Genomic DNA, 12,875 nt, shown 5'->3' with positions numbered 1-12,875 from the left:
TGTATGCCGACCTCAACCATCACCAACGCGCTGACGATTGATGTCGAAGACTATTTTCAGGTATCGGCATTTGCATCGCACATCGCACGTTCCGAATGGAATACGCGTGAATGCCGCGTCGAGCGGAATGTCAACGCCATTCTTGACATGCTGGCGCGTCGCAATACCAAGGCAACCTTTTTTACTCTGGGCTGGATTGCCGAGCGTTACCCCCAGTTGGTGCGTGAGATAGTCGAGGAGGGCCACGAACTGGCCAGCCACGGTTATGGTCACGAGCGCGCCAGCGACCAGTCCGAAGAAGCTTTTTTTGCCGACATTAATTTGGCCAAGATTGTTCTGGAAGACTTGACGGGCGTTCAAGTCAATGGCTATCGCGCTCCTAGTTTTTCGATAGGCACTGGCAACCTCTGGGCTTTTGACTGCCTGGTTCGGGCCGGTTACCGCTACAGCTCAAGCATTTACCCTATTCGGCACGACCACTATGGCATGCCGGACTCGCCGCGTTTTGCCTACGAGGTGCGCCCCGGCTTGATGGAAATTCCGATCACAACGCTGCGGGTGTTAAACCGCAACCTGCCGTCCAGCGGAGGAGGGTACTTCAGATTGCTGCCTTACGCCCTGTCACGCTGGATGCTCGGCCGGGTGAACAGGCATGATCGACAGTCGGGCGTCTTCTATTTCCATCCTTGGGAGATCGACACCGGGCAGCCGCGCATTGCGGGCATCAGCAGGAAGACGCGCTTTCGGCATTACGTCAACATTAGCCGCATGGAAAGCCGATTGAACTGCTTGCTGGGTGACTTCAAGTGGGGTCGCATGGACGAAATTTTCCTGCACAGGTTTAGCAAACAAAGCCCTTTCGTMTGAAAACGCCATGCTGACCGTCAAACGCCTGGGACCTCAAGACGTCACCGTGGCGGGGTTATGGGATGCGTTCGTTCTGGCATGTCCCGAGGCTACTTTTTTTCATCGTGCCGGTTGGCAGAATATTGTGCGCGGTGTTTTTGGACATGACACCTATTTTTTGTATGCCGAGTCCGATGGCCATATCCAGGGTGTTCTGCCGCTCGGTCATGTCAATAGCTGGCTGTTTGGCAACTCGTTGAGCAGTCTTCCTTTTGCCGTGTACGGCGGCGTCGCAGCGCTCAACGCACAAGCGGCAGAGGCCCTTGAGCTGGAGGCTCAGAAAATTGCCCAACGCCTCGGTGTGGCTCACCTTGAATTGCGCAACGTTAATCCGCGTCACAGCGATTGGCCCACACAGGACCTGTACGTCACTTTCCGCAAAGAAATTCTTGCTTCCGAGGAGGCCAACCTGCTGGCCATCCCGCGCAAGCAGCGCGCCATGGTGCGAAAAGGTATCCGAAACGGGCTGGCCAGTGAAATTGACGATAACGTTGATCGCTTCTTTACTCTTTTTGCCGATAACGCCCACCGTCACGGCACCCCGGCAATGCCCAAAAAATACTTTTTGGCATTGCAAACCGAATTCGGTCCTGACTGCGAAGTGCTCACCGTCCTTGCGCCCGATGGTCGCCCCTTGAGCGGCGTCTTGAGTTTTTACTTTCGCAATGAAGTCCTGCCTTATTACGCCGGCGACTTTGAGCTCGCTCGCGAGTTCGCTGCCAATGACTTCAAATATTGGGAGCTCATGCGTCGCGCCTGCGCCCGCGGCCTCAAGGTATTTGATTACGGCCGCAGCAAGCAAGGCACAGGCACTYACGCATTCAAGAAAAACTGGGGTTTTGAACCAACGCCGCTGCACTACGAGTACCGGCTTTACAAGCGTCACGCCATTCCGCAAAACAACCCGAGCAATGCCCAGTACAGACTTATGATTAAGGCCTGGCGTCGCCTGCCTCTTGGTTTGGCCAACTGGTTGGGGCCGGTTGTTGTACGTAATCTCGGATAACCACCACCATGGGTAATCTGCTTTATTTGGTGCACAGGCTTCCCTATCCTCCCAACAAGGGCGACAAGGTGCGCTCGTACCATTTGCTCAAACACCTGCGGCAACAGCACCGTGTTTTTCTGGGTACCTTTGTGGACGACCCGGAAGACGAGGCCTATGTGGACATCGTGCGTGCGATTTGCCCCGACCTGCATGTGGCGCGACTTACCCCCCGCACAGCGAGGCTGCGAAGCTTAAGTGGCTTGTTAACGCACCAGGCGCTAAGCCTGCGTTACTACCAGAATACAGGTTTGCAGGCGTGGGTCAACCAGACGCTGGAAGCTAACAAAATGGACGCCACGATCATTTTTTCCTCCGTCATGGCGCAGTATGTTTCGGGCACGTCCGGCGGCGCTCTCCCGCCCATGCTGGTGGATTTTGTCGATGTGGATTCTGCCAAGTGGACGCAATACGCCACCAGCCACAAATGGCCGCTGTCTTGGCTGTACCGGCGTGAGGGCGAGCGCTTGCTGGCCTACGAGCGCGCGGTGGCGGCCCGCGCGCAACGATCGTTTTTTGTCACGGCAAACGAAACTGCCTTGTTTTGCCACAAGGCCCCCGAGAGCGCCAACCGGGTTGGAGTCATCTGCAACGGTGTTGATGCTGAGTATTTTTCGCCCAACCCCAGCTATAGCTCCCCTTTTTCCGGCAGCGGGGTCCACCCGGAGCAAATACCGCTGGTGTTCACCGGCGCCATGGACTACTGGCCCAATATCGACGCCGTGACCTGGTTTGTGCAGGATATCCTTCCCGTTCTGCGTCAGACCTGGCCACAGTTGCGCTTCTACATTGTGGGGCGCAGCCCATCGCCCGCCGTTTTGGCACTTGCATCCAATGCCGTCGTAGTCACCGGTACCGTGCCAGACGTTCGGCCTTACCTGCAACACGCCGCAGTCGTCGTTGCGCCCTTACGCGTGGCCCGTGGCATACAAAACAAAATTCTCGAAGCGATGGCCATGGCCCGCCCCGTGGTGGCGTCGCAGGCTTGTGTCGAAGTAATTGATTCCCGACCCGGCGAAGAGTTGGTCTCTGCCGCAGAGGCCGCTGACTTTGTTCGTGAAATCGATGCGTTGCTGAGATCTCCTGCCCGAGCAGCTGCAGTGGGTCAGTCTGGCCGGCAGCGTGTAGTACAAAGTTACAGCTGGGACGCCCATATGGCGAGTCTGGACCGCTATCTGGGCGACCCACCACTTGCACACGGCAACGCATGAACTCAATCGTCAGTCAGAACCTGCTCAAGGGCGAGGTCCGCCTGGCGCAACCGTGGCGTCAGGCCGTCCCGGCTCTGCTCCTGTTACTGGCCTGGACCTTGTTTCTATACCGCGATACCGGCATCGCCATGGTGACCATCTGGGCCCGGTCTGAAACCTTTACCCATGCTTTTTTGGTGCCACCTATTGTGCTGTGGCTCGTCTGGCGCCGTCGCCAGCTCATGGCAGCGCAAACACCACAGCCGGCGCTTGGCGTTTTTCTGTTGGCGGCCTGCGCGGCCTTTGCCTGGTTTTTGGGCGATTTGGTGGCAGTCAATGCCGTCACCCAATTGGCATTTGTGGCGCTGCTGGTTTTGGCGGTGCCTGCTGCGCTGGGCTGGTCCGTTACGCGGCTGATAGTTTTTCCGCTGGGCTTCCTGTTTTTTGCCGTGCCTATTGGTGAGTTCGTCATGCCCCAGCTCATGGATTGGACAGCCGATTTCACTATTTTTGCTTTGCGCCTGAGCGGCATTCCCGTCTACCGGGAAGGCTTGCAGTTTGTCATTCCCTCTGGCAACTGGTCTGTGGTGGAGGCTTGCAGTGGTGTGCGCTATTTGATCGCATCTCTCACCGTCGGCACCATCTTTGCCTATCTGAACTACCAATCGGCCAAGCGCCGTATCCTGTTCGTGATCATTTCCATACTGGTGCCCATTGCTGCCAACTGGGTGCGCGCCTACATGATCGTCATGGTGGGCCACGTCTCGGGCAACAAATTCGCAGTAGGCGTTGATCACCTGATTTACGGCTGGCTCTTTTTTGGCATCGTTATCATGCTGATGTTCGCCATTGGCGCCCGCTGGGCCGAGCCCGAGAAAGCGATCGATGTGCGCAGCACAGAGCAACCCGCCGAGCAGACTTTATCCGCTGCCAGGCTGTGGGCCACCATGGCCTGCTTTGCGGCGCTGGTGGCTATGCCGCACATCGCATTGTGGTTCATTGACCGGGCTGAGGGCGACGCCTCGGTGTCACTCATCGCGCCGACGACTCTGGCTGCAGATTGGCAAGCCGCCGCACCCGTTGCGGCAAGCTTCAAACCGGCTTTCCAGAATCCATCTGCCGTCATCAACAAAAGCTACGCCAGCCAGGGTCACATCGTCGGGCTGTATCTGGGCTACTACCGGCATCAGGACTACGATCGCAAGCTGGTCAGTTCGAGCAATGTGCTGGTCAACAGCAATGATTCCCAATGGGCCAAGGTGGCCGGYAGTAGTCGCACTGTCAAGGTGGGCAACAAAGTGGTGAGCGTGCGCACCGCCGAGCTGCGCGGAGCGGCTCTGTCGGCGCAGGGCAATCCAGGTCGTCTGGCGGTTTGGCAAATATATTGGATCAACGGCACTTTGACCGCCAGTGACCACGTTGCCAAAGCATACAGCGCGTTTTATCGTTTGACGGGACAAGGCGATGACTCTGCAGTCATTGTTGTTTACACCCCCCAAGCTCCGGCTGGAGCTGAACAAGCTGTGCTGGAATCCTTTTTGTCGACTAACTACGAAGCCGTCGAGGCACTGTTGTTGAAGGCGCGGCAAAGCAAGTGATAACAATTTTGAATGCGATGGAGATTTCAAAATGACTGTAGTTGCTGTGATCGGTTTGGGTTATGTGGGTCTGCCGTTGGTGGTGGAGTTTGGTAAGCACCTGCGCACCATCGGGTTTGATATTGCAGTATCCAAAGTAAAGTCATGCCTTGAAGGCATTGACCCGTCTCGTGAGCTGTCAGACGAGGAAATGCGGGCGTCTCTCCACGCCGTGTACACCGCAGACCCCAGCATGCTGGCCGAGGCTGACATCATCATCGTGGCTGTGCCAACACCTGTAGACAACGCCCATATTCCCGATTTTCGTCCGCTCATCGGCTCCAGCACCAGCGTCGGACGTCACATGAAGAAAGGTGTGATCGTGGTCTATGAATCCACCGTTTATCCAGGCGCCACCGAGGAGGTTTGCATCCCCGTGCTGGAGCGTGAATCCGGCCTCAAGTGGAAGCAGGACTTTTTCGTGGGCTATTCGCCGGAACGAATCAACCCTGGCGACAAGGAGCACACTCTCACCAAAATCCTCAAAATTGTCTCGGGCGATTCCCCTGAGACGCTGGACAAAGTGGCCAGGCTCTACGAGACCATCATCGTGCCCGGTGTGCACCGCGCCTCCAGCATCAAGACCGCAGAAGCCGCCAAAGTGATCGAAAACACCCAGCGCGATCTGAATATTTCCCTGATGAACGAGTTGTCCATCCTTTTCGACAAGCTCGGCATTGACACGACGGAGGTACTCGAAGCCGCTGGTACCAAATGGAATTTTCTTAAATTCAAGCCGGGACTGGTGGGCGGCCACTGCATTGGCGTTGACCCCTACTACCTGACCCACAAGGCCGAAATGCTGGGCTATAACCCCCAGGTTATTTTGGCCGGCCGCCGCATCAACGACGGCATGGGGAAATTCATTGCAGAGCAGACCATCAAGCAGATGATTGCAGCGGGCAGCCACATCAAGGGTGCGAAGGTGAACGTGCTCGGGCTCACGTTCAAGGAGAACTGTGGCGATCTGCGCAACTCCAAAGTCATTGACATCATCAATGAGCTCAAGTCATATGGTGTAGAAGTGTATGTGACAGACCCGCTGGCTGAATCTGATGCGGCCGTGCATGAGTACGGTGTGCCGCTGTTGGCCTGGGCTGATTTGCCCAGGGCTGATGCGATCGTAGCTGCGGTTGCTCATAAGGAATTTGCCGAATTAAGCATGGACGATTTTGCAAAAAAACTGGTAAAAGGTGGCGCGTTCATTGACGTTAAAGCGGCTTTCGACCGTAGCGCCATTGAAGGCGCTGGTTACCGGCTCTGGCGCCTGTAAAGACGCCTGTAAAGACGCCTGTAAAAGGGCCTGTAAAAGGTTATGGCAGCACGATGCGGTCATCAAAGGCTGTATATGCAGGGTGATCCTCGTCCACTTGTGCTCCACGTGATGTACCGCTTCGACACTGGCGGGCTAAAAAATGGCATTGCCAACCTCATCAACCTCATCAACCTCATCAACCTCATCAACCACATGCCCTACCAGGCGTATCGGCATTCTGTGCTGGCTCCGACCGAGGTTACAGATTTCTCCCGGCGCATTCAGCGCACCGATGTTGAATTCATCTCGCTGCGCAAGCCACCAGGCCACGGCTTCTGGCAATACCCCAAGCTATTCAAACTGTTCCGTCGACTCTGCCCCGCCATCGTCCACAGCCGAAACCTTGCCGCGCTCGAAGTGCAGGCCCCAGCTTGTGCAGCGGGCGTGCCGGTTCCACGGTGAACATGGCCGTGATGTGGGCGACCTGGACGGCAGCAACGTCGCCTACCAGCGCATACGCCGTTTCTACAAGCCGTTCGTTCACCACTACTTGGCCCTGTCGCGTGACCTGGACGACTACTTGGTGGACAAGGTGAAGGTGCGGCACGACAAAATAACTCAGGCCTACAACGGGGTTGACACCGAGCACTTTTACCCGGCGTGTGATGGGCCGCAGCGCATAGCCGGTTGCCCGTTCGAGCCCGCACGACACTGGCTTATCGGAACAGTGGGGCGCATGCAGACCGTCAAAAATCAGGTCATGCTGGCGAACGCGTTTGTTCGGACTCTTGCTCTGGCACCTGAACTTGAAACCCGGATTCGATTGGTCATGGTGGGGGAGGGGCCCTTGCGCGCGCAAGCCCTGGCTGTGCTGGAGGCCGCAGGAGTGGCCCACTTGGCATGGCTGTCCGGTGAGCGAATCGATGTGGCCAACATCATGCGTGGCTTGCACGCCTTTGCCTTACCGTCACTGGCCGAAGGCATTTCCAACGCCATTCTGGAGGCTATGGCCAGCGGCCTGACGGTGATTGCCACAGCGGTGGGTGGCAATGCTGATCTGGTGGTGCATGGGCGGACCGGGTACATGGTTCCGCCTGCCAATCCGCAGGCAATGGCTCACCAATTGGTGGCGCTTGCGTCAAATCCGGAACAGGCCCGCAGCATGGGTGAAGCAGGTCGCCAGCGCATGCAGGCGAATTTCAGCATACGGGCTATGGTATCCACTTACCAGTCTGTGTACGATTAGCAGATGCGGCTCAATTGCTTCATTCAACAAGATTAGCAGGCAACATGTGCGGAATCACCGGAATTTTTGACACCCGCGGCGCCAGTGACATCGACCGCGGCGTACTCCAGTGCATGAACAACTCGCAGTTGCACCGCGGCCCGGACGAAGGCAGTCTGCACATCGAGCCCGGCGTGGGCCTGGGCCACCGGCGCCTGTCCATCATCGACATTGCCACCGGCCAGCAGCCGCTATTTAACGAAGACGGTTCAGTGGTGGTTATCTTCAACGGAGAGATCTACAACTACCAGCAACTTATCCCCGAACTGCTGGCGCTAGGCCATGTGTTCCATACCAAGAGCGACACCGAAGTCATCGTCCACGCATGGGAGTCCTGGGGTGTCGACTGCGTCAAGCGCTTTCGCGGCATGTTTGCCTTTGCCCTGTGGGACCGCAACCAGCAGACCCTCTTCATGGCGCGGGACCGGTTGGGCGTCAAACCCATGTACTACGCGCTGCTGGACGATGGCATGCTGTTGTTCGGCTCCGAACTCAAGTCCCTACTTGCACACGGTGGCCTGCGTCGCGACATCGATCCCCTGGCGGTGGAAGAGTATTTTGCACTGGGCTATGTAGCCGAACCCCGCACCATCTTCAAGCAAGCCAACAAGCTGCCGCCGGCCCACACCCTCACCATCCGGCGTGGCCAGCCGATGCGTGAGCCGGTGGCGTACTGGGATGTCAAGTTCAGCCTGGACAATCCCATCTCGGAGGCCGACGCCCGGGCCGAGCTGGTGGAGCGACTGAAGGAGTCTGTTCGCCTGCGCATGATCGCCGAAGTGCCATTGGGTGCTTTCCTGTCGGGTGGTGTTGATTCCAGCGCGGTGGTGGCCACCATGGCCGGCTTGAGCGCTGACCCCGTCAACACCTGCTCGATCGCCTTTGACGACCCGGCCTTCAACGAGTCCGCGTTTGCGCAAAAAGTCGCCGACCGGTACCACACCAACCACCGCGTTGAAACCGTCGAGAGCGACGATTTCGACCTCATCGACACGCTGGCTCGCCTGTACGATGAACCCTATGCCGACAGTTCAGCCATCCCCACTTACCGGGTTTGCCAGCTGGCGCGCAAGCACGTGACTGTAGCGTTATCAGGGGATGGTGGCGACGAGACTTTTGGAGGTTACCGCCGTTATCGCACGCATCTGCTAGAACAAAAATTGCGTGTGACATTGCCGCTCGGATTGCGCCGTGCGGTATTTGGTGCGCTGGGGCGATGGTATCCAAAAGCTGATTGGGCGCCCCGCATCTTCCGTGCAAAGACCACTTTTGAAGCGCAGGCACGCGATTCGGTCGAGGCGTATTTCCATACGATGTCTCTAATTCGTGAGCCCCTGCGCAGTCAGCTTTACAGTGACTCATTCAAAAGGGAGCTTGGTGGGTACAGTGCTAGGGAGGTGTTTCGCTGGCACGCCAACCTCGCTGGTACGGCTGATCCGCTTGCGCTAGTCCAGTACCTTGATCTCAAAACTTATCTGGTCGGGGATATCAATACCAAGGTCGATCGTGCCAGCATGGCCCATTCCCTGGAGGTGCGCGATCCGCTGATGGACCATGAACTGGTGGAATGGGTGGCAACGCTGCCATCAGCATTCAAGATGCGGGGATCAGAAGGAAAGTACATCTTCAAGCGGTCCCTGGAACCCCACTTGCCACACGATGTGCTGTACCGGCCCAAGATGGGATTTGCAGTTCCCTTGGCGCAATGGTTTCGCGGTCCATTGCGCATGAGAGTGCGCGAGGCACTCTTGGGTAGTTATGTGGCTGATTCTGGATGGTTCAATCCCACCACGATCCGTCATTTGCTCGAGCAGCATGAGTCAGGCGCTCGTGATCACAGTACGCCGCTCTGGGCGCTGCTGATGTACGACGCCTTCTTGCGCAACGTCACGTACAAGGTTTAATGGAAGCCACGCCCGTGTTGCATATATGAAAATTCTTTATCATCATCGAACCGCATCTCGTGACGGCCAGTCCACGCATATTGAAGAGATGATTCGTGGGCTCAGGTCCAATGGCCATATCGTCAGGGAATGTGCGCCCAGTGTGGATGGGCACAACCCCTCTGGGGGCAGTGCCGGATGGGTGGGGCGACTCAAGGTATTTCTGCCCAGATCGGTTTACGAGCTGGCGGAACTGGCCTACTCGCTGGTGGCCTACAGGCGCTTGGTTCGAAATATCCGGGAATTTCAACCAGATGGCATCTACGAGCGCTACAACCTTTACCTGTTGTCTGGCGTATGGGTGAAGAAGCGGTTCGGTTTGCCACTGATACTCGAAGTGAATGCGCCCATGGCAGTTGAGCGGCGTCAGTATGGTGGTCTCGCATGGCCAAGACTTGCAGATAAGCTGGAGCTGTACGTCTGGAAAAATGCTGATGTGATCCTGCCAGTCACTCAGGTCCTTGCAGACTACATGGTTTCAAAGGGAGTGGATCCCGGTCGGATTCGGGTCATTCCCAACGCCATCAATGAGAACCACTACGCTGTTCTTCCCTCATGTGCAGAAGCGAAGGCATTGCTCGGGTTGACCGGGCGTGTCGTCGTGGGTTTTACCGGTTTTGTTCGCGAGTGGGACAGGCTCGACAGAATCGTGAAATGGATCGCACTGCGGGCTGCCGATCAAAATGTTCACCTACTCGTAATTGGAGATGGACCCGCTCGCCTCGAAGTGGAGCAGTGTGCGGCAAGCCACGGCGTGTCAGATCGACTCACATTCACGGGTGCCGTGGAACGTGAGAAGGTTCCCGCCCTGTCCATGGCTTTTGATATTGCCTTGCAGACTGCTTTAGTACCTTACGCCTCTCCCCTTTGTTTGTTCGAGTACCTGGCGCTCTCAAAAGCCGTCATCGCGCCCGATCAGCCCAACCATCACGAAATCCTTACCCATGGTGTAGATGCCCTTTTGTACGACCCCCAAGGTCCGGACGGTATCGAGAAAGCGCTCGATACACTTTCCGGTAATGTGGAGTTGCGTGAGCGGGTCGCTGCTGCTGCCGGCGAGGTCATCACACGGAAACAACTTACATGGAGACAGCATGCTGAAAAGGTGGTCAGCTTGTTTTCAGAAATCAGAAAAGGAAATGCCCCCCGTGCAAGCCAACTGGGCTCTGCTGGGTCGTGAACGAGGGAGATGATGTGAAGATCGAAATTATCCGTTTGCTGCCCTTTTCGACGCTCTATCAAAGCATGTCCGAAGCGCGGGTCGGTCTGATTAGTGGCTTCGCAGCCCAGGTACTGGGGTCAGTCCATGCGTGACTTGGTACTCGGCCCAGTCATCGTTGGTATTGCGGCATATGGTCTATTGCACCCCTGGATCGGCATTCTGGGTTGGACCTGGATCAGTATCATGAACCCGCATTCGTACACTTGGCACCTGAGCAGCATGCCGGTCGCTGCTACCGTCGCCGGGGCGACCCTGCTGGGCGTGTTGCTCACCCGTGACCGACGCCAGTTCTTTGTGACACGTGAAACAGTCGTGCTGATGCTGTTCATGCTTTGGATGTGCATTACTTTGCCATTCTCGTTTCATTTTGATCTAAGTTTCCCCTTGTGGAATCGGGTCATGAAGATCGACCTGATGGTACTCGTCGCCATGGTGGTGCTTTATTCAAAAAAGCACATCATGCTGTTGGCATGGGTGTTGGTAGGTTCCCTTGGTTTTTACGGTGTTAAAGGGGGGCTGTTCACTTTGACAACCGGAGGGAGTTACAGGGTCTGGGGGCCAGCTGGAAGTTTCATTGAAGGCAATAACGAGATCGCCTTGGCCTTGATAATGATCATTCCGTTTATGCGCTTTTTGCAGCTGACGACTGAGTCGGTATGGATCAAACGCGGGCTATTTGTAGCCATGCTGCTGTGTGCCACTGCAGCATTGGGTAGCTACTCCCGCGGTGCCCTGCTTGCCATCGCGGCCATGGGGGTCGTGTTGTGGTGGCGCAGCGACAAGAAATTTGTAGGGGCCGGCCTGCTCGTGGTTGTGAGCGTCATCTTATTGTCGTTCATGCCAGAGCCATGGTGGGCAAGGATGGAAACGATCGGCACCTACAGCGAAGATACATCCTTTACCGGGCGCATCAACGCCTGGTGGATGGCCTGGAACTTGGCGAAAGCCAATTTTTTGGGCGGTGGATTCATGATCTACGAGCCTGCTCTGTTTGCCTTGTATGCGCCCAATCCTCTGGACATTCATGCCGCGCACAGCATCTACTTCATGGTGCTGGGTGAGCATGGCTTTGTGGGCCTCTTCCTGTTCTTGCTGCTTTGGATTTTGGTCTGGCGTTCGGCTGGGCGTTTGCGACTACAAGGGCAAGAACTACCTCAAACCCATTGGCTCTCTCACTTGGGGGCTATGTGTCAGGTTAGCCTGGCTGGCTATGCAGTGGGGGGCGCTTTCCTCAGCCTGTCGTATTACGACCTGCCCTACAACATTATTATTCTCGTCGTGCTGGGCCGCCGCTGGATGGATGGCAAAGCGTGGATCAAAGAGGTTGAGCAAGAAGCTTCCGCGCAAGTTGGAGTACTGAGCAAGAATGCCAAGCCGACCCAGCCATGACGCTGCTCACGCCACTGTTCCATTTGATGTCGCCCGCTGGCCCCCGTGCCCGACTGCCGGTGCTCATCTTTCACCGGGTATTGCCAGAGCCCGACCCGCTGTTTCCTGATGAGTTGCATGCCCGCCGGTTTGATGAGGTCTGTGGCTGGCTCAAGTCGTGGTTCAACGTATTGCCACTTGACCAAGCTGTGGCCCGCCTAAAATCCGGGACGCTCCCTGCACGCGCCGCCTGCATCACCTTTGACGACGGCTATGCCGACAATCACCACATCGCCTTGCCCATCCTGCAGCGCCACGGCTTGAGTGCCACTTTCTTCATTGCCACCGGTTTTCTGGATGGCGGCCGCATGTGGAACGACACCATCATCGAGACCATTCGTGCCAGCAAAACACCGTTGCTGGATTTTTCTTCACTGGGTTTTGGGCAATACCCCGTTAGGACCCTTGATGAAAAGAAGGACGCTATTGCTGCCCTCATTAATCAAATCAAGTACCGGCCCGTTGCTGAACGAATCAGCATCACCGAACAACTGGCTCATCTGGCCCAGGTGCAGCCACCTGACGACCTGATGATGACTTCACACGAGGTGAAAGCCATGCGCCATGCTGGCATGCAGATCGGTGCTCACACGGTTTCTCATCCCATCCTGGCCCGGCTCACCGAGGAGCAGGCCCGAAAGGAAATAGGGGACAGCAAGATTTTTTTAGAGCAACTGCTGGGTGAGCGCGTTGGCCTGTTCGCATATCCCAACGGCAAACCGGGTGAAGACTACATACCGGAAAGTGTGGAAGTGGTGCGCAGCCTGGGCTTTGATGCTGCCGTTAGCACAGAGTGGGGCGCCTCCCGCACGGGCGACGATCTGCTTCAAATCCGCCGCTTCACGCCATGGGACCAAACCCGATTGAAGTTTGGGAGCCGTCTTTTAGCGAATTTGCGCACTTAGAGCCGCTAACAAAACCCAGCGAAGCGGTCCTGGCTAGGCGTGCCGCCGCAGACAGTGCT

General features: G+C 56.6%; 11 protein-coding genes. All 11 read left to right on the top strand.

Annotated features, from left to right (window positions below; translation table 11 throughout):
- Positions 1-3 precede the first annotated feature (3 nt).
- The 11 genes from AC1DUB_RS20400 to AC1DUB_RS20350 all read left to right on the top strand — a co-directional run bounded on the left by AC1DUB_RS20400 (position 4) and on the right by AC1DUB_RS20350 (position 12,816).
- Positions 4-867, top strand: coding sequence for an XrtA system polysaccharide deacetylase (locus tag AC1DUB_RS20400; protein ID WP_477719995.1), 864 nt, complete (start codon positions 4-6; stop codon positions 865-867).
- Between the two features lie 7 nt (positions 868-874).
- A complete protein-coding gene (locus AC1DUB_RS20395) occupies positions 875-1,912 on the top strand; it encodes a FemAB family XrtA/PEP-CTERM system-associated protein (protein ID WP_477731028.1) in 1,038 nt (345 codons plus the stop codon).
- Between the two features lie 8 nt (positions 1,913-1,920).
- Positions 1,921-3,162: a TIGR03087 family PEP-CTERM/XrtA system glycosyltransferase gene (locus AC1DUB_RS20390; RefSeq protein ID WP_477731027.1), complete on the top strand. Its 1,242-nt coding sequence runs from the start codon at positions 1,921-1,923 to the stop codon at positions 3,160-3,162.
- Positions 3,159-4,739, top strand: a complete 1,581-nt coding sequence (gene xrtA / locus AC1DUB_RS20385; RefSeq protein WP_477731026.1) for an exosortase A — start codon at positions 3,159-3,161, stop codon at positions 4,737-4,739. Before AC1DUB_RS20390 ends, xrtA begins: the two co-directional genes overlap by 4 nt.
- A gap of 31 nt (positions 4,740-4,770) precedes the next feature.
- Positions 4,771-6,051 (top strand): nucleotide sugar dehydrogenase, encoded by a 1,281-nt coding sequence (locus AC1DUB_RS20380; RefSeq protein WP_477719991.1) that lies wholly within the window; start codon positions 4,771-4,773, stop codon positions 6,049-6,051.
- 111 nt (positions 6,052-6,162) lie between these two features.
- Positions 6,163-6,495, top strand: a complete 333-nt coding sequence (locus AC1DUB_RS20375; RefSeq protein ID WP_477731025.1) for a hypothetical protein — start codon at positions 6,163-6,165, stop codon at positions 6,493-6,495.
- A gap of 13 nt (positions 6,496-6,508) precedes the next feature.
- The gene (locus AC1DUB_RS20370; RefSeq protein WP_477731024.1) at positions 6,509-7,279 is read left to right on the top strand and encodes a glycosyltransferase; all 771 of its coding nucleotides are present in this window, start codon (positions 6,509-6,511) and stop codon (positions 7,277-7,279) included.
- Positions 7,280-7,323: 44 nt separating this feature from the next.
- Positions 7,324-9,222 carry an XrtA/PEP-CTERM system amidotransferase gene (locus AC1DUB_RS20365; RefSeq protein ID WP_477731023.1) on the top strand — a complete coding sequence of 633 codons (1,899 nt, stop codon included), beginning with the start codon at positions 7,324-7,326 and terminating at the stop codon, positions 9,220-9,222.
- 25 nt (positions 9,223-9,247) lie between these two features.
- A complete protein-coding gene (locus AC1DUB_RS20360; RefSeq protein WP_477719987.1) occupies positions 9,248-10,441 on the top strand; it encodes a glycosyltransferase family 4 protein in 1,194 nt (397 codons plus the stop codon).
- A gap of 126 nt (positions 10,442-10,567) precedes the next feature.
- Positions 10,568-11,872: a putative O-glycosylation ligase, exosortase A system-associated gene (locus tag AC1DUB_RS20355; protein WP_477731022.1), complete on the top strand. Its 1,305-nt coding sequence runs from the start codon at positions 10,568-10,570 to the stop codon at positions 11,870-11,872.
- A complete protein-coding gene (locus AC1DUB_RS20350; protein ID WP_477731021.1) occupies positions 11,869-12,816 on the top strand; it encodes a polysaccharide deacetylase family protein in 948 nt (315 codons plus the stop codon). Before AC1DUB_RS20355 ends, AC1DUB_RS20350 begins: the two co-directional genes overlap by 4 nt.
- Positions 12,817-12,875: the final 59 nt, after the last annotated feature.

Source organism: Polaromonas sp. P4_F9 (assembly GCF_056401235.1).
This window is presented reverse-complemented; position numbering and strand designations above follow the sequence as displayed.

Coding starts and splice junctions, on each gene's coding strand:
- AC1DUB_RS20375 (WP_477731025.1), top strand. CDS start 6,163: ATGTACCGCTTCGACACTGGCGGGCTAAAAAATGGCATTGCCAACCTC.
- AC1DUB_RS20380 (WP_477719991.1), top strand. CDS start 4,771: ATGACTGTAGTTGCTGTGATCGGTTTGGGTTATGTGGGTCTGCCGTTG.
- AC1DUB_RS20390 (WP_477731027.1), top strand. CDS start 1,921: ATGGGTAATCTGCTTTATTTGGTGCACAGGCTTCCCTATCCTCCCAAC.
- AC1DUB_RS20360 (WP_477719987.1), top strand. CDS start 9,248: ATGAAAATTCTTTATCATCATCGAACCGCATCTCGTGACGGCCAGTCC.
- AC1DUB_RS20350 (WP_477731021.1), top strand. CDS start 11,869: ATGACGCTGCTCACGCCACTGTTCCATTTGATGTCGCCCGCTGGCCCC.
- AC1DUB_RS20355 (WP_477731022.1), top strand. CDS start 10,568: ATGCGTGACTTGGTACTCGGCCCAGTCATCGTTGGTATTGCGGCATAT.
- AC1DUB_RS20365 (WP_477731023.1), top strand. CDS start 7,324: ATGTGCGGAATCACCGGAATTTTTGACACCCGCGGCGCCAGTGACATC.